This is a genomic window from Proteus appendicitidis, assembly GCF_030271835.1.
Lineage (GTDB): Bacteria > Pseudomonadota > Gammaproteobacteria > Enterobacterales > Enterobacteriaceae > Proteus > Proteus appendicitidis.
The window spans coordinates 2,292,467-2,309,430 of the sequence record NZ_CP127389.1; the positions used below are offsets into that span (position 1 = coordinate 2,292,467).

At 38.1% G+C, this 16,964-nt stretch carries 14 protein-coding genes; 7 read left to right on the top strand and 7 right to left on the bottom strand.

Annotation, left to right across the window (positions count from 1 at the left end; all coding sequences use genetic code 11):
- The first annotated feature begins 473 nt into the window (after positions 1-473).
- From sppA to pncA, 3 genes are all read left to right on the top strand, one after another.
- Positions 474-2,330, top strand: a complete 1,857-nt coding sequence (gene sppA / locus QQS39_RS10720) for a signal peptide peptidase SppA (protein ID WP_285804494.1) — start codon at positions 474-476, stop codon at positions 2,328-2,330.
- 245 nt (positions 2,331-2,575) lie between these two features.
- A complete protein-coding gene (gene ansA / locus QQS39_RS10725) occupies positions 2,576-3,598 on the top strand; it encodes an asparaginase (RefSeq protein ID WP_285804495.1) in 1,023 nt (340 codons plus the stop codon).
- 22 nt (positions 3,599-3,620) lie between these two features.
- The gene (gene pncA / locus QQS39_RS10730) at positions 3,621-4,265 is read left to right on the top strand and encodes a bifunctional nicotinamidase/pyrazinamidase (protein WP_285804496.1); all 645 of its coding nucleotides are present in this window, start codon (positions 3,621-3,623) and stop codon (positions 4,263-4,265) included.
- 107 nt (positions 4,266-4,372) lie between these two features.
- Here the strand turns inward: pncA and QQS39_RS10735 are convergent, their stop codons facing one another.
- Positions 4,373-4,654, bottom strand: coding sequence for a YeaC family protein (locus QQS39_RS10735; protein WP_285804497.1), 282 nt, complete (start codon positions 4,652-4,654; stop codon positions 4,373-4,375).
- Positions 4,655-4,735: 81 nt separating this feature from the next.
- Positions 4,736-5,173, bottom strand: a complete 438-nt coding sequence (msrB, locus tag QQS39_RS10740) for a peptide-methionine (R)-S-oxide reductase MsrB (RefSeq protein ID WP_285804498.1) — start codon at positions 5,171-5,173, stop codon at positions 4,736-4,738.
- 343 nt (positions 5,174-5,516) lie between these two features.
- On the opposite strand from msrB, the gene gapA reads away from it, so the two are divergent.
- Positions 5,517-6,512, top strand: a complete 996-nt coding sequence (gene gapA, locus QQS39_RS10745; RefSeq protein ID WP_023581959.1) for a glyceraldehyde-3-phosphate dehydrogenase — start codon at positions 5,517-5,519, stop codon at positions 6,510-6,512.
- Between the two features lie 114 nt (positions 6,513-6,626).
- Positions 6,627-7,511 carry a D-hexose-6-phosphate mutarotase gene (locus tag QQS39_RS10750; RefSeq protein WP_151435358.1) on the top strand — a complete coding sequence of 295 codons (885 nt, stop codon included), beginning with the start codon at positions 6,627-6,629 and terminating at the stop codon, positions 7,509-7,511.
- 103 nt (positions 7,512-7,614) lie between these two features.
- Here QQS39_RS10750 and QQS39_RS10755 read toward each other — a convergent pair whose 3' ends face one another.
- The 5 genes from QQS39_RS10755 to fadR all read right to left on the bottom strand — a co-directional run bounded on the left by QQS39_RS10755 (position 7,615) and on the right by fadR (position 14,439).
- The gene (locus tag QQS39_RS10755) at positions 7,615-8,367 is read right to left on the bottom strand and encodes a MipA/OmpV family protein (RefSeq protein WP_285804499.1); all 753 of its coding nucleotides are present in this window, start codon (positions 8,365-8,367) and stop codon (positions 7,615-7,617) included.
- A 94-nt stretch (positions 8,368-8,461) separates the two neighbouring features.
- Complete coding sequence (gene hypF / locus QQS39_RS10760) at positions 8,462-10,765, bottom strand: carbamoyltransferase HypF (protein WP_285804500.1); 2,304 nt, start codon at positions 10,763-10,765, stop codon at positions 8,462-8,464.
- Positions 10,766-10,814: 49 nt separating this feature from the next.
- Positions 10,815-11,927, bottom strand: coding sequence for an alanine racemase (alr, locus tag QQS39_RS10765; protein WP_285804501.1), 1,113 nt, complete (start codon positions 11,925-11,927; stop codon positions 10,815-10,817).
- 13 nt (positions 11,928-11,940) lie between these two features.
- A complete protein-coding gene (locus tag QQS39_RS10770; protein ID WP_075673884.1) occupies positions 11,941-13,245 on the bottom strand; it encodes a D-amino acid dehydrogenase in 1,305 nt (434 codons plus the stop codon).
- A 474-nt stretch (positions 13,246-13,719) separates the two neighbouring features.
- The gene (fadR, locus tag QQS39_RS10775) at positions 13,720-14,439 is read right to left on the bottom strand and encodes a fatty acid metabolism transcriptional regulator FadR (RefSeq protein WP_151435362.1); all 720 of its coding nucleotides are present in this window, start codon (positions 14,437-14,439) and stop codon (positions 13,720-13,722) included.
- A gap of 233 nt (positions 14,440-14,672) precedes the next feature.
- On the opposite strand from fadR, the gene nhaB reads away from it, so the two are divergent.
- Positions 14,673-16,217 (top strand): sodium/proton antiporter NhaB, encoded by a 1,545-nt coding sequence (gene nhaB / locus QQS39_RS10780; protein WP_285804502.1) that lies wholly within the window; start codon positions 14,673-14,675, stop codon positions 16,215-16,217.
- A gap of 178 nt (positions 16,218-16,395) precedes the next feature.
- On the top strand, positions 16,396-16,920 hold the full coding sequence (gene dsbB / locus QQS39_RS10785; RefSeq protein WP_036912828.1) for a disulfide bond formation protein DsbB: 525 nt from the start codon (positions 16,396-16,398) through the stop codon (positions 16,918-16,920).
- The last annotated feature ends 44 nt before the right edge of the window (positions 16,921-16,964 follow it).

The window sequence follows — 16,964 nt, forward strand, 5'->3', positions numbered from 1 at the left end:
GCAGTATAACAAACCGTTATATTACCACCATCCGCAAATTTAGGCGGGAATTTTTCTAAAAATCAGCTGTGTGGTTATTTAATCGTAATTTATTGTTCATAAAATGATTAATCTTAGCTTACTCAGTTAATTTACGCTGATTTTGATCCTATTTTTCTTTTTAACTCGACAATTTTCTATATTACTTTAATGCCTGTTTGTATGAATTTATTGAGCTATTTTTACAAAAGATAAATATTGGCTTAATAACACCTTAAGTAAAAAGTTATCATTCGTGGTTTCCTAAAAATCAATGACAGACATTCAATAAGAGCTATATTAGAATATTCTTTCATTGTTATTGTTATTCTCTCTATTGCTAACAACATTTTTTGTTTTAATAGTATGAGATTATGTGAATGTAGCCTGCTTACCAGTAATTCTAGCATGACTGTTTAGGATTAAATTTTAGCTTTACATGATGTGGAGATAATATGAATAAAATTATGGAGTTAATCGGCGCAATATTAAAATTCAGTTGGCAAGCCGTTAACTTTATCAGGAAATTAATCTTAAACGTTATTTTCTTTTTCCTTCTCTTTCTGGTCATTGGTATTTTCTTAATTAGCAAAGAAGCACAAAAACCGATGGATTATGAAGGCGCACTTCTTGTTGATCTTAAAGGTGTGATTGTTGACCAAACTGCAACCCAAAATCCTTTAGGAGAAGTTGGACGGGAGCTTTTAGGCGTTTCGAGTAGCCAGCTTCAAGAAAATTCATTATTTGAAGTCGTCGATACACTACGCCTCGCCGCTCAAGATCCGAAAATTAAAGGCATGGTGCTTAAACTTGATGAATTTGCAGGTGCAGATCAGCCTTCGCTAAATTATATTGGTAAAGCACTGAGTGAATTTAAAAAGACAGGTAAACCCATTTTTGCAGTGAGTGGCTATTACAGTCAGCCACAATATTATCTCGCTTCTTATGCAGATAAAATTTATCTCACACCTCAAGGTGCAGTGGGTATTTATGGTTTTGGCTTTCAAAATCTCTATTACAAAACACTGTTAGAAAATTTAAAAGTAAGTACTCATATTTTCCGCGTAGGAACGTATAAATCTGCGGTGGAGCCGTTAATGCGTAATGACATGTCTGCGGAATCTCGAGAAGCTTCATTACGTTTAGTTAATGCACTGTGGTCTACTTATTTAACCCAAGTAGCAGAAAACCGTAGCATTACCACAGAAGATGTTTTCCCAGGTGCAAAAGAGATGATTGCACAGCTACGTAATGCAGATGGGGATAACGCAACTTATGCGCTAAATCGTAAATTAGTGGATTCTGTAAGCTCATACGCTCAATTTGAAGCTGATATGACAGAAGCCTTTCAGTGGGATAATGAGAGCAACCAATTTAACAATATCAGTATTTATGATTATGCCGATACGTTAACTTCATCATTACCTGCAAACGATGAAGGTAATATTGCCGTAGTCGTTGTTCAAGGTGCCATTATTGACGGTGAAAGCATTCCAGGCTCTGCGGGCGGTGCCACTATTGCAAATCAAATTCGCCAAGCACGTTTAGATCCTAATATCCGAGCGCTTGTATTACGTGTAAATAGCCCCGGCGGAAGTGTTTCAGCATCAGAACAAATTCGTAGTGAAGTTGAAGCCTTTAAACAACAGAAAAAACATGTGGTTGTCTCAATGGGAGGATTAGCTGCATCGGGGGGATATTGGATCTCCACACCTGCAAATAAGATTATTGCTAGTCCTTCAACATTAACGGGTTCTATTGGTATTTTCGGTGTTATTAATACCTTTGAAAATAGCCTAGAGTCTATTGGTGTTTATACCGATGGTGTCACAACTTCACCTTTAGCAGGATTATCTGTCACCAATAAGTTACCTGAAGAATTTGCCGAGCTTTTACAATTAAATATTGAGAGTGGCTATAAAACATTTATTAATTTAGTTGCGGAATCTCGAAAGAAAACACCTGCACAAGTCGATCGTATTGCACAAGGTCGTGTATGGGTAGGAATAGATGCAAAAAATGTGGGCTTAGTCGATGAGTTTGGTGATTTTGATGACGCTATTGATGCTGTTGCTAAAATGGCAAAAATTAAAGAGCCAGTTATTGATTGGATGAAGCCAGAATTAAGTCTCTCTGAACAGATAATCATGAGCTTATCAAATAATGCAAAAGCCATTATCCCTGATCCATTACAAGCTTATTTACCAGCCCCTATTTTAAGAGAAGTAAAATCACAAACAGAGTTTTACCGCAATATGAATGATCCGCTAAACCGTTATACGTATTGCTTATCTTGTGGTGATATTCAATAACCGTTTCTGTCTCAACACCTGCTCTTTCAGGGCAGGTGTTTTTCTCTTTTTTTCCTAACTTTATTTGGCATAATATACTAACGATTATTTTTTACTCATTCTTATCAATCCTATTTTTAACACAATGATTTAAAGCAGATATTCATTGATCTCTATTTTCTTTTTTTAGCATCCTTTCCTTTTTTTATTCTGTAAACTCCCTATAATCAGGTATTTCTCACAGCCTAATAAGAGTGTTTTGTCTGATGCAAAAGAAATCAATCTACGTTGTATACACGGGTGGCACTATTGGTATGCAACATTCTGAACACGGCTATATTCCTGTATCAGGGCATTTGCAACGTCAATTAGCCAAAATGCCAGAGTTCCATCGCGAAGAAATGCCTGATTTCACAATCAAAGAGCATCTTCCACTGATCGACTCTTCAAATATTACCCCTGAAGATTGGCAATCCATCGCTGATGATATTAGTGAAAATTATCACAACTATGATGGATTCGTTATTCTTCATGGTACTGATACCATGGCATTTACCGCTTCTGCACTCTCTTTTATGTTTGAGAATCTTAGCAAGCCGATTATCGTTACTGGCTCTCAAATTCCCTTAGAAGCCTTACGGTCTGATGGGCAAACAAACCTATTAAATGCGCTTTATCTCGCCGCACATCATCCTATTAATGAAGTAGCGCTATTTTTCAATAACACACTGTATCGCGGAAACCGCACCGTAAAAGCACATGCTGATGGCTTTAATGCCTTTGCATCACCGAATAGCGCGCCACTGTTAGAAGCGGGAATTAATATTAAACAATTTAAAATTAATTCCTTTCCAAAAAGAAATGGTGAATTTACTGCACATAATATTACGCCTCAGCCTATCGGTGTTGTTACAATTTATCCGGGTCTTTCCGATGAAATCGTTAAAAATATTCTGATGCAACCTGTGAAAGCCTTAATATTGCGCTCTTATGGTGTCGGTAATGCACCCTCACACCCTGCACTACTTTCGACCCTACGTGAAGCAACAGAGCGTGGTATTGTTGTTATCAACCTGACACAATGTATTTCTGGCCGAGTCAATATGGAAGGTTATGCAACAGGTCAAGCATTAGCGGAAGTAGGTGTGATCAGTGGCTTTGATATGACATTTGAAGCAACATTAACTAAACTGCATTATCTCCTTAGCCAACAATATAATTACACTGAAATTTGCCGACTAATGCAACAAAACCTACGTGGTGAAATGACATTAAACGATAACGACTAAGTTTAATCTAAAGGTAAAAGTGGTGAAAAATTCTGCACTGTTATTGGTTGATATACAAAACGATTTTTGTACAGGTGGTGCATTAGCTGTTAATGAAAGCGACATAGTTATACAAACAGCCAACCAACTTATTTATAGTTTCAATCAATCTAAAAATCCGATTATTGCCAGCTTAGACTGGCATCCAGCCGATCATCTTAGCTTTGCTGAAAATTCAGGCACTGTTGTGGGAGAGATCGGCACACTAAATGGCTTACCACAAGTTTGGTGGCCAGTACATTGTGTACAAAATTCTTATGGCGCTGCATTTCATCCAGAATTAAATCAAGCACTCATTAATCATATTATTTACAAAGGGCAAAACCACCTTATTGATAGTTATAGTGCTTTTTTTGATAACGACCACGAATACCAAACAGGCTTGCATACACTTTTACAAACATTAAATATAAAACATCTTTATATTTTAGGAATTGCTACAGATTACTGTGTCAAATTTACAGTGCTAGATGCATTGTTATTAGGATATCAGGTTTCAGTTGTTACAGACGGTTGTCGCGGTGTCAATATTCAAGATGACGATAGCGAAAAAGCATTAGAAGAAATGAGAGCAAAAGGCGCAGCGTTAATTGATTCAGCACATTGGCTTAATCGTAACAATCAATAGGTTCGTTATTTTCTTTATCTTTATAAAATGGAAAAGGGACTATTTTTAACCTGCTCGGTTAATAAATAGCCCCTTTTTATATTTATTCTATCCATTCTACACAGGTTTTATTCATCATCGATTGGCGTTAACGTTGCTAGACGTTCAGATTGAAACTGAGCTTTTAATTCTTGTTTGCTCTTCATGGTAATTTGTCCATTAGTGCCTACTGTCATATGCTCAGGTGTGTGGTTATTTTTCGCCTGCCATAATAAAACAATCTGCATGCAATGTTCTTTTTGCTCATCAGTCAATGCAACGCCATCAGGCCATTTGCCTAGTTCAACTGCCGTTGATATACGCTGGTAAATTTCAGGGGTCACCATCGAAATAAGTTCATTAACTTCCATTGATTGCTCCATAAGCTAAATAATCATTTGAAATGGCTGAATCGTTTTTTCAGTTGTTATTATTTTGTTAATTTAACAAGATTAACCGGCTTGTTTTTCGCCTGTTTCACTATTCGTAAATGAAAGAGAGGCTGAATTAACACAATAACGCTCCCCTGTTGGAGCTGGGCCATCATTAAAAACATGCCCTAAATGTGCATCACATTGCTGACAACGGATTTCAGTTCTTTTCATATTATGAGAAAAATCATCAATATAGCGAATCGTATTATCACTAACAGGTTGATAAAAGCTTGGCCAACCACATCCTGCATCAAATTTTGTTTCTGAATAAAACAGAGGAGCAGAACAACACAAACAGTGATAAATCCCTGTTTGACGATTGTGTAATAATTTACCACTAAACGGAGGTTCTGTACCTTGCTGTTGCGTCACATAACGTTGCATTTCGTTGAGTGTTGATAAATCAAGGTGATTGTTATTACTTGAAATATTCACTTTCTTTTCATTATCTGCCATATCGACCTCTTGCCCAGAAAAATGCTTTTTAAAACAACAGTGAATGATAACAAAGATTTAACAACAAATCTGGAAAATATAGTCTAAAATCATCAAGAGTAATCTTTAGTTTTTGAAATGTGATGAATTTCACATAACGGAGCAAAGGTAACTTCATTTATCGGCGTTGATCCCGATAATACACAGCGTAACATTTAGCTAAAACGACCAATCTTTAAGCGAAAAGTGTTTTTTTAATTGATTTTTTGCAATTATTGACACGATTCCGCTTGACGATTGGCGCGGTTTTGGTAACTTTAGAAGCAACTTTTTAATTCACTAAATTAAAGCTGGTGGAATACATATGACTATCAAAGTAGGTATTAATGGTTTTGGTCGTATCGGCCGCATCGTTTTCCGTGCTGCTCAAGAACGTTCAGATATCGAAATCGTAGGTATTAACGATCTGTTAGACGCAGACTACATGGCATACATGCTGAAATACGATTCAACTCATGGCCGTTTCAACGGTACTGTTGAAGTAAAAGATGGCCACCTCGTTGTTAATGGTAAAACCATCCGCGTAACTTCAGAAAGAGATCCAGCAAATCTGAAATGGAACGAAGTCGGTGCTGACGTTGTTGCAGAAGCAACTGGTCTGTTCTTAACAGACGAAACTGCTCGTAAACACATCCAAGCTGGTGCGAAAAAAGTTGTTCTGACTGGTCCTTCAAAAGACAGCACCCCAATGTTCGTTATGGGCGTAAACCATAAATCATACGCAGGTCAAGATATCGTTTCTAACGCATCTTGTACTACTAACTGCTTAGCGCCTTTAGCTAAAGTTATCAACGACAACTTCGGTATCGTTGAAGGTCTGATGACTACTGTTCACGCAACAACTGCAACTCAACGTACTGTTGATGGTCCATCTGCAAAAGACTGGCGTGGTGGTCGTGGTGCTTCTCAAAACATCATCCCATCATCAACTGGTGCTGCTAAAGCTGTAGGTAAAGTTATCCCTGAACTGAACGGCAAACTGACTGGTATGTCTTTCCGTGTTCCTACTCCTAACGTTTCTGTTGTTGACCTGACTGCACGTCTGGAAAAACCAGCAACTTACGCTCAAATCTGTGACGCTATCAAAGCAGCAGCTGAAGGCGAACTGAAAGGCGTTCTGGGCTACACTGAAGATGCAGTTGTTTCAACTGACTTCAACGGCGAAGTTCTGACTTCAGTATTTGATGCTAAAGCAGGTATCGCACTGAACGACAACTTTGTTAAATTAGTTGCTTGGTACGATAACGAAGTTGGTTATTCAAACAAAGTTCTGGATCTGATTTCTCATATCTCTAAATAATTAGAGTTTAGAAAGTCACGATTTCTTTTAGAGCCACCTTTTCGGTGGCTCTTTTATTTTCTAGCCAGTCAGTTTATTGTATTGAAATAGTCAGTGACATAAGGTCATAAGATAATGAATGAGAAAATTTTTTCTTTGCCGATTATTGAACAAATATCACCTTACTTAAGTCGTCGGCAATTAGGTGAACTTCCTATCCTTGTTATTTCGCATCCTAAAGTACGCGCAGCTATCAGCCTTCAAGGCGCACATTTAATTGCTTGGCAACCCGCGCAAGAGCATCCTGTATTTTGGGTAAGCGAAGCCTCTCTCTTCACTCCTGGTGTTGCCATTCGTGGCGGTATTCCTATTTGCTGGCCTTGGTTTGCTTCAGCGGGTACACCAAGCCATGGATTTGCGCGAATTCTTCCTTGGGAATTTAGCGCCCATACAGAGCAAGAAGACGGCGTGCTCATTACCATGACACTAAAAGAGAGCCAACAGACACAAAAATATTGGCCTCATGAGTTTACTGTTATTGCACGCTTTAAATTAGGCGCAACCTGTGAGGTTGAATTAGAATCTTACGGTGATTATGAAGCGACGGCTGCCCTCCACTCTTATTTTAATGTGAGTGATATTGATAATGTCTCTGTAACCGGCTTAGGAGGCCACTACATTGACACAGTGGCAGATAAAGAGGTTTACACTGATGAAACCTCATTACGCTTCAATGGACGCACTGATAGGCTTTATACAGAGCCTGACGATTTTAATCTTATTCATGATGATGGCTGGGATCGCACCATTGAGGTTCATCATTACCATCATAGTGATGTGGTATGTTGGAACCCCGGCGCAGAGCTTGCAAGTTCAATGAAAGATATGAGCGCAGGTGGTTATCGTAAAATGGCTTGCGTAGAAACCGCTCGTATCCACCGACCACTAAAACCAGATAATGTTCATCCCGGTCGCTTATCTCTGGTCGTTCGTGTTCGTAAAAATATTGCCGAAAAATAAAGTATTACTGATATCTTGCGCAATAAAAAAAGCTTCGAGTTTTTGAATCGAAGCTTTTTTTATCATTACTGAACTTACTAAATTCTAGTTAGAACCGAGCTAATTAGAATGTGTAAGTCACACCTGTCCACACAATCGCAGTAACAGATTTATTTACCATTGGGCTGTCTTTCACTTCACTTGGCAAATGGTCAACTCGTCCCATCGCAAAGAAATTCCAGTTTTTAGCAAACTTATAGTTCGCTGATAGCTCTACATACGGTCTCCAGCTATCATTTGGCGTATATTCTGCTAAACCACTGCGTTGTGATTCTGCATGGCTAATTCCATAAGCATAACGGTTTTGTTTTTTGTTTTCCCAAACAATACCTGCACCTGGTTGTAAAGACCAATTACCAAATTCGAAAGGATATAAATAAGCGGCGTCAGCGATAATACCGTTACTTTTGCCTAGCATATCACCAGAAACGATCGCTCTTAAGCTACCCCATGATTCGTGGTGTTTATAAGTAAAGCCACCCATCATTGTGTCACGGCGACGATTCAGTTTTTTCATTTGTTCATCGTCACTATCGCTTGGTTTAAAGGCTTGTGGATAGTAGTGTAAATCAACTGAAAGTTTATCTTTCGGTGTATTCCACAGGTAATATCCCGCTGCTAACGTTGCGAAATAGAAATTTTCTGATTGATAGTTAACTTGTGGTACTGGTAATAAATAATCTTTTGATTTCGCTCCTTTATAAGGAGTGACTTGTGCTAAAACCGAACCACCAATTGACCATTCTCCAGCAAATGCTGCTGGCGTGCTTAATCCTGCAATAACGGCCAAAGAAATGATAATCTTCTTATTACTCACGATGATTTTCCATATTGTCATTAATAAAGTAGCAACCAAAAAACTATTTCAGTCACAATTAACTAAAACTGGCATTATTTTACCTACAATTATTCTATTTTTGCATTAAATGTGTAGCAATCAGTGCTTGTCCTAATGCAATACCGCCATCACCAGCAGGTAACATCATAGGTATTAATACTTTTTTATTGTTTAATTTTTTCTTAAACAGCTGTTTGAGTAGCGTGTTATTTAACACTCCCCCCGTAAGTACAATGGTATCAATCTGATGTTCATCCGCACATTGCAATGCAATTTCGCTTAAACTTTCAGCTAATAAATAATGAAATAACCACGCTTTTTCACTGACATTAAGATCAACACCTTCCCATTGCGTCCAAAAAACAGATAGATCAAGCAAGTTATTTTTTACAGGCATCAAATGCCCATATTGCTTAATGATTTCTGTTTTTTTATCTTGGTGACACTGTAATGCAGCTGTTTGTAAGTAACATGCAGCCTCACCTTCCCAACTTATTTCTTTAGGCGCTAATCCTAATGATGCTGAAACTGCATCAAAAAACCGCCCACAAGAAGAAGCTTTAGGCGAATTTAAACCACGTTCTACTGCCTTACTCAATATTTGCAGATCATGACGAGGTATAATTTGGGCAATAACACTACCTTGCCAATCTTTAGAAAAAGTAGCTAAATGTGCGAACCAGTTTCGCCAAGGTTGAATAGAGGCAAGATCACCTCCGGGCATAGCAACCGCAGGAAGCCCCCCAATCCGTTTTGATTTCTGATAATCCACCAGCAAACATTCCCCACCCCATAAATTCCCATCTTGCCCATAACCTAACCCATCAAGAGCAATACCAACAACCGCACCTTGTTGATGTGTATGACCATGTTCAGCAAGGCAAGAAACAATATGTGCATGGTGATGAGAGACTTCAATAACAGGAATATTTTGCTCTTGAGCAAACTGCTTACCCAATTGATGACTGATGTAGTTAGGATGCGCATCTATTGCTATGGCTTTAGGAGTGAAACGATAAATCTGCTGGAAAAGAGTCAACGATTTTACCAACTGTTGTCGTACGCTTAAATCATCAAGATCACCTAAATGTGGTCCCATAATGGCTTGATGCTGGCGTAATAAGCAAAATACATTTTTAAGATCGCCCCCCATAGCAAACACTGAGGGTTGCGCCTCAAAATCATCAGGTAATGAAATCGCATCTGGGACATAACCACGAGAGCGTCTGATCATAATGCTCTGTTTGCCCTCAATACGAACTAATGAGTCATCTGCCCTTTGTATGATTTCTCTATTATGCATTAAGAATAAATCTGCAATATCTCTCAGTTGCATTAAAGCATCTTCGTTACTTAATGCGGGTGTATGACCTGATGCATTTCCTGATGTCATAACAAGAGGAATATTCGTACCTCGTGCTAATAAATGTTGCAATGGATTGGCGGGTAACATAACACCAATCTCAGTTAATCCCGGCGCAATAAGCTCTGCAAGTTTAGGGGCAACGGTTTTAGGGACTAATACAATTGGGGCAGCAGTGCTTTGCAATGTTTGAATAGCTGTTGGAAGAAAATCTGGATCTTGCTCATCTGCTTTAATTTGATCGATTCCTGTGATCATCACAGCTAATGGCTTCGCGGGTCGGTACTTACGTTCGCGTAATAATGCAACGCTCTCATTATTACGTGCATCACACACTAAATGAAAACCACCAATACCTTTAACTGCAACAATTTTTCCAGCAAGTAATGCTTCACAAGCTTGAGTTAATGCAAGCTCTTTTGTTGCTAACGCTTTACCCTGATTATCGGCAAGCCAGATATGAGGTCCACATATAGGACAGGCATTAGGCTGAGCATGAAATCGTCTATCTGCGGGATCTTCATATTCATGTTTACATTCAGGGCAGAATGGAAATTCAGACATTGAAGTAAAAGGCCTGTCATAAGGCATTTTTTTTATGATAGTAAAACGAGGACCGCAATGGGTGCAGTTAATAAAAGGATAATGATAACGACGATTTTGTGGATCAAATAATTCATCAATACAGGCTTGGCAGGTTGTGGCATCAGGAACAACTTGTGTATCCATTTCGCCACCACCACTTTTTACAATAATAAAATCAGTAGGTAGCTGTTCCCATTGATAAGGTGATTCTTCTATACGTTCAATGCGTGCTAATGGTGGGCATTCTGCTTTTAATGCTTCGATAAAGAGTGCATTTTTAGGTGAAGGCATTAAATGTACTAATACCCCCAAACTATCATTGCTCACTTGCCCTAATAAACCAAAACGATGGGCTAATTGCCAAACAAATGGGCGAAAGCCAACGCCTTGAACCTTTCCTTTCACACGCAATGCAATGCCGTTACTCATAGGATCACCAAATCAAAATAAATTTAAGCTTATTCTAGTTTAGTGATTATCAACAACTTTCATTTAGATCAGAAAAAGTGGAATTAGGTAAATTTATCATCACTTCGACAGTAACTCTTGGTGCTATTGCACACAGTAATTCGTAACCAATAGTGCCACATGCGGTTGCAACATCATCAACCGGGAGTTCTTCTCCCCATAATTCAACCGGACTACCGTAATTAACATCAGGAAAATCGGTCACATCAATGGTTAGCATATCCATAGAAATACGCCCAACCAATTGTGTTTTATGCCCATTAACCATCACAGGTGTACCGTCTGGTGCATGTCTTGGATAGCCATCAGCATAACCACAGGCAACAACACCGATCCGCATATCTCGCTCAGCGGTATATCGGCTACCATAACCAATCTGCTCGCCTTTTTTGACTTGTTGAATGGCTAATATTTCACTATTAAATGTCATTACGGGTTGTAAATTGAAATCAGCAATATCTTGCCAAACACCCGAAGGCGAAACGCCATATAAAATAATGCCTGGGCGTACCCAATCTTGATAAGTTTCAGGATCAAATAACGTTGCGGCTGAATTTGCCAAACACCGAGGCAATTCACTTACCATTGTCTGATTAATGACAGCCTTTTGTGCATTCATGTTCAACCCAGTATCTGCATTAGCAAAATGCGACATTTGAATAATAAACCCAATGTTATTGATACTTTTCGCACGATTAATCGCTTGTTGATAAGCATCAGGACGATAACCTAAACGGTTCATTCCACTATTAAGCTTAAGATAAATATTGATAGGTCTTTCTAATTGGGCTTTTTCTATAGCATCAAATTGCCAATCTGAATGCACTGTGGTGGTCAGTGAATAACGTTCGAGTAAATAGACATCTTCTGGTTTAAAAAAACCTTCGAGTAAAAGGATGGGGCCAACCCATCCTTGCTCTCTTAACATGATGGCTTTATCTAACTCAATTAATGCAAAGCCATCAGTATGACTTAATGCCGGCCAAACACAGGATAATCCATGCCCATAAGCATCTGCTTTTACAACAGACCACACTTTGCTGCCTTTGACTCTCTCTTTAATAACAGACAGATTATGGCTTAATGCATCGAGGTTAATAGTTACTTTTGTGGGTCTGGACATGGTTTCTCCTCAATTAATAAGCTGCATCAAGTTTTTGCCCCGGTAAGAGCAATTTAGTATTAAAGCCATCGATATACCGAAATACAGATAAATCATCAGCGGCAATAGCAGGTTTATTCCCTGAAATTAAGTCAGCCAATAATTGTCCAGAGCCACATGCCATTGTCCAACCTAATGTGCCGTGCCCTGTATTTAATGATAAATTACGATAAGCCGTAGGCCCTACAATCGGTGTACCATCAGGCGTCATAGGTCTTAGACCTGTCCAAAAAGTGGCTTTCTCAATATCACCACCACCTTGATAGAGATCTTGTACAACCATTTTTAATGTTTCACAGCGTGATTTTAAAATATCCAGATTAAAACCAACGACTTCTGCCATTCCACCGACACGAATTCGCTCATCAAAACGCGTTACCGCGATTTTATAAGTTTCATCTAAAATAGTGGATGTGGGCGCTCTTGAAGCGTCAATAATCGGCATCGTAAGTGAATAACCTTTAAGAGGATAAACTGGAATGGCGACTTTATTTTTCAAAAACGCTGTTGAATAAGAACCCATGGCAACAACATAGTGATCGGCTGTTAATAATCCATCATGACATTGAACGCCCGCTACTTTATCACCATCAAATAACAAATGTTTGATTTCTTTGTTAAATAAGAACGTAACACCGGCATCTTCTGCCATTTTAGCGAGTTTTTTCGTGAAAGTTTGGCAATCACCCGTTTCATCATTTGGCAAACGTAAGCCACCTGTCAATTTGTGACTCACATGCTCAAGTGCAGGTTCTGCTAATTTTAGTTGATCCGCAGTTAACAATTCATAAGCGACGCCCTCTTGCTTTAATACAGCAATATCATTGGCCGCATTATCAAATTGCTTTTGATCACGAAAAAGTTGCAGAGTGCCGCCTTGGCGACCTTCGTATTCAATACCGGTGTCTTGGCGTAACTGACGAATGCAATCACGGCTATATTCGGCAATACGCACCATACGGCTTTTATTCATAGTGTAATGTGACGCATCACAATTACGTAACATTTGCCACATCCAACGTAATTGGAAAAGTGAGCCATCAGGTTTAATCGCTAATGGTGCGTGCTTTTGAAACATCCATTTAACTGCTTTTAATGGAATACCCGGCGCGCCCCAAGGCGTTGCATATCCCGGAGATATTTGACCAGCATTACCTGCGCTCGTCTCTTCGGCTGCACTATTTTGTCTATCAACAACAATGACTTCATGACCTTGTTGCACAAGATACCACGCACTCGTTACACCAATAACGCCGCCACCTAAGATGATCACTTTCATGGCAAGACTCCAATAGTTTACATTGATATAACATAAGAATAATATTCTATACACAAAAAGCCAATATAGAATAATCATCTAAGCTAATAAAAAGACAGATTTTAGAGTTAAGTCACATTTGATTGTTATTCGACAGATGATTTTCAAAAAAAATCATTAAATTAACTAGTTAAATCAATGATATATTATTATTACTGTAAATTATAAAACTATTGATCAGTAAATTATTTTAAATTGAAGAGAGTTTAAGGCTTAAGGAAGGAAATTTAGTGCTTTATTAAAATCTAAAAATTAAATAATTTAAAGATGATAACTCTTAAATTAACTCACTTTGGTTACTCTTTTTACTAAAAATAACCTATTTAAAGCATTGCCTAAAAAATGACACTTGGGGCTTTTTAAAAACATAAAAAACCAGTATCACAAATTATATGAATACTGGTTTTTTCTATTGTGATAAAGCAGCAAACGTAATTAGCGTTTTACTTCTTCTAGATCACTCGGTAATGGTGACTGTAAACTTTGCCAGATAATACCACTGTCTTTACCATATTGGCGGACACATTCCATAACATGCTCAACATCTTTTTGCTCACATAATGCAGCCAGTTTTTTATAGAATGCTAACGCGAGTTCTTTGGCTTGAATATTTGAGAAATAATAACGACCTACGCGCGTATAAAGCCCTTTTAAGCCGTTTAAGATAAGACCATAAATTGGGTTACCTGATGCAAACGCCAATCCACGGAAAATGTTGTAATCCAGTTCACTAAACTCATCAGCACTATTTTCAGTGGTAAGCTCATGATTTAAAACTTCAATACATTTTTCAGGGCCATTTCTAAATGCGGTACGAATAAAAATAGCTGAAATATTGGTTCTGACAGCCAATAAGTTATCGATTAATTGTGGTACTCGATCATGATCAAGGCGAGCGACTGTTTCAAGGATATTAAGACCTGATGTTTCCCAGAAATTGTTTACCTTCGTTGGCTTTCCGTGTTGAATAGTTAACCAACCATCACGAGCAAGGCGTTGTAACACTTCTCTTAATGTGGTTCTTGTAACACCAATTAATTCAGATAGCTCACGTTCCGCTGGAAGAATAGATCCAGGAGGAAAACGATTATTCCAGATACTTTCAACAATATACTCTTCCGCAAAACCTGCGGGGCTTTGAGCCTTAATAACCATATTTTTATTTCTTCCGAAGCGATTTTTCTGCTAATAATGGAAAAGATAATATCAGAATGCGTAATTTTGATATAGCTCAACCATCATTAAATAGTGAATGGCATCATAAAACGTGATGTAGTTTCATCAATTTATTATTACTAGCGCGCTTAATTTCACAGCAATTAGCGCGTACTATGGTTAGATTGCGCATTGTTGCGCTTAAAATCTCTATTTGGAGGATGAAAAACCTAATGGATATGAGTATAAGACAAGCACTACTAAAGAACTTTATGGGGAATTCCCCTGATTGGTATAAGCTTGCTATTCTTACTTTTTTAATTATCAACCCACTGCTTTTTTTCTTTGTTGACCCTTTTGTCGCCGGTTGGCTATTAGTTGTAGAATTTATTTTTACACTGGCTATGGCGCTAAAGTGTTACCCGCTACAACCCGGAGGATTACTTGCTATTGAGGCCGTCATCATTGGAATGACTAGCCCAAAACAGATTGGTCATGAAATTGCCAACAACCTTGAAGTGATTTTGCTTCTTGTCTTTATGGTTGCGGGTATCTATTTTATGAAGCAATTGTTACTGTTTGCTTTTACAAAATTATTGTTATCTATTCGTTCTAAACGGATGTTATCTATTGCTTTTTGCTTTTCAAGTGCATTTTTATCTGCCTTTTTAGATGCTTTAACCGTTATCGCGGTTGTGATCAGTGTTTCTCTCGGTTTCTACTCTATATATCATAATTTCGCATCTAACCAATCAGGTGCAGAATTAAGTAATGATGGGTTTATTGATACCGCAGAAAAAAAACAAACTTTAGAACAATTCCGTGCTTTTTTACGTAGCTTAATGATGCATGCTGGTGTTGGTACTGCATTAGGTGGCGTAATGACCATGGTGGGTGAACCACAAAACCTTATTATTGCAAAACATTTAGAGTGGGATTTTGTGACCTTCTTTATCAGAATGTCACCTGTCACTATTCCTGTTTTCTTTGCTGGTCTTGCAGTGTGCTACCTTGTAGAACGCTTTAAGCTCTTTGGTTATGGTGCTGAATTACCTGATTTAGTTCGTAAAGTTCTCACTGAATACGACAAGAAAAACAGTGAAAAACGCACTTCTCAAGAAAAAGCACAATTGATGATCCAAGCATTAATTGGTATTTGGTTGATTGTTGCTTTAGCGCTCCATTTAGCAGAAGTCGGTATTATCGGTTTATCTGTTATTATTCTTGCCACTGCATTTTGTGGAGTCACAGAAGAACATGCTCTTGGTAAAGCATTTGAAGAGGCCTTGCCTTTCACTGCGTTATTGACTGTTTTCTTCTCTATTGTTGCTGTTATTATCGATCAGCAATTATTTGCCCCTATTATTCAGTTTGTTCTTCAAGCTTCAGAATCCTCGCAACTGTCTCTTTTTTACCTCTTTAATGGTCTACTATCTGCTATTTCAGATAACGTGTTTGTGGGTACGGTTTATATCAGTGAAGCTTTAACAGCATTGCAAGATGGATTAATTAGCCAATCACAATATGAACATATTGGTGTTGCTATTAATACAGGTACAAACTTACCTTCTGTTGCGACACCAAATGGGCAAGCTGCATTCCTGTTCTTATTAACATCAGCATTATCACCACTCATCCGTTTATCATATGGCCGCATGGTGATAATGGCGCTGCCATATACAATTGTAATGACATTACTTGGTTTACTGGCTGTTGAATTTTGGCTTGTTCCTGCAACACACTGGTTTTATGAAATTGGTTTAGTTGCTATTCCATAACAATAGAACCACAGTTACACCACATAAATAGGGCTTTTATTTGATAAAAGCCCTATTTTTTTCATTAAAATAAGCTCGAATGTAAATATTTGTGAAATAACAGGTTTTAACTTTTTTTGCGCTTGATTTTTAGGCAGAATAAGCACTTATTTTATTTAATATTTAAATGGATATTATTATGCTGACTTCTCTTCGTCACTGGTCACAAAGCCGTTTTTCATGGCTGTTGCTTGCATTAACAGCAATAGGTCTTGAAGGTGCCGCATTGTATTTTCAGTACGGAATGGAATTAATGCCTTGTGTAATGTGCGTCTATCAACGTATTGCGGTATTAGGGATCTTAGTCGCTGCATTGATTGGGGCATCTGCACCTAAAATGGCTCTTATGCGTATGGCAGGCGGTTTTTTATGGATTTATTCCGCATACCGGGGAATTGAACTCTCTTGGGAACATACACAACTTATTCTGAATCCATCACCTTTTGCAACCTGTGACTTTTTTGTCACTTTACCTTCTTGGTTTGCTCTGCAAGATTGGTTCCCTGCTGTATTCCAAGCAACCGGTGATTGTTCTGTCAGCCAATGGCAATTCTTAACTTTAGAAATGCCACAATGGATGCTTATTATTTTCTCTGCTTATTTTGTTGTAGGTTTATTAGTATTAATGAGCCAAATAACAAGTTCTTTTAAAACAAAAGAATAAAAAAGAAAATAGCCTTTAGCGATAAACTAAAGGCTATTTTTATA

Excerpts from the sequence above, each read along its gene's own strand:
- sppA (WP_285804494.1), top strand. The coding sequence starts at position 474 with ATGAATAAAATTATGGAGTTAATCGGCGCAATATTAAAATTCAGTTGG.
- ansA (WP_285804495.1), top strand. The coding sequence starts at position 2,576 with ATGCAAAAGAAATCAATCTACGTTGTATACACGGGTGGCACTATTGGT.
- QQS39_RS10735 (WP_285804497.1), bottom strand. The coding sequence starts at position 4,654 with ATGGAAGTTAATGAACTTATTTCGATGGTGACCCCTGAAATTTACCAG.
- msrB (WP_285804498.1), bottom strand. The coding sequence starts at position 5,173 with ATGGCAGATAATGAAAAGAAAGTGAATATTTCAAGTAATAACAATCAC.
- gapA (WP_023581959.1), top strand. The coding sequence starts at position 5,517 with ATGACTATCAAAGTAGGTATTAATGGTTTTGGTCGTATCGGCCGCATC.
- QQS39_RS10750 (WP_151435358.1), top strand. The coding sequence starts at position 6,627 with ATGAATGAGAAAATTTTTTCTTTGCCGATTATTGAACAAATATCACCT.
- hypF (WP_285804500.1), bottom strand. The coding sequence starts at position 10,765 with ATGAGTAACGGCATTGCATTGCGTGTGAAAGGAAAGGTTCAAGGCGTT.
- alr (WP_285804501.1), bottom strand. The coding sequence starts at position 11,927 with ATGTCCAGACCCACAAAAGTAACTATTAACCTCGATGCATTAAGCCAT.
- QQS39_RS10770 (WP_075673884.1), bottom strand. The coding sequence starts at position 13,245 with ATGAAAGTGATCATCTTAGGTGGCGGCGTTATTGGTGTAACGAGTGCG.
- fadR (WP_151435362.1), bottom strand. The coding sequence starts at position 14,439 with ATGGTTATTAAGGCTCAAAGCCCCGCAGGTTTTGCGGAAGAGTATATT.
- nhaB (WP_285804502.1), top strand. The coding sequence starts at position 14,673 with ATGGATATGAGTATAAGACAAGCACTACTAAAGAACTTTATGGGGAAT.
- dsbB (WP_036912828.1), top strand. The coding sequence starts at position 16,396 with ATGCTGACTTCTCTTCGTCACTGGTCACAAAGCCGTTTTTCATGGCTG.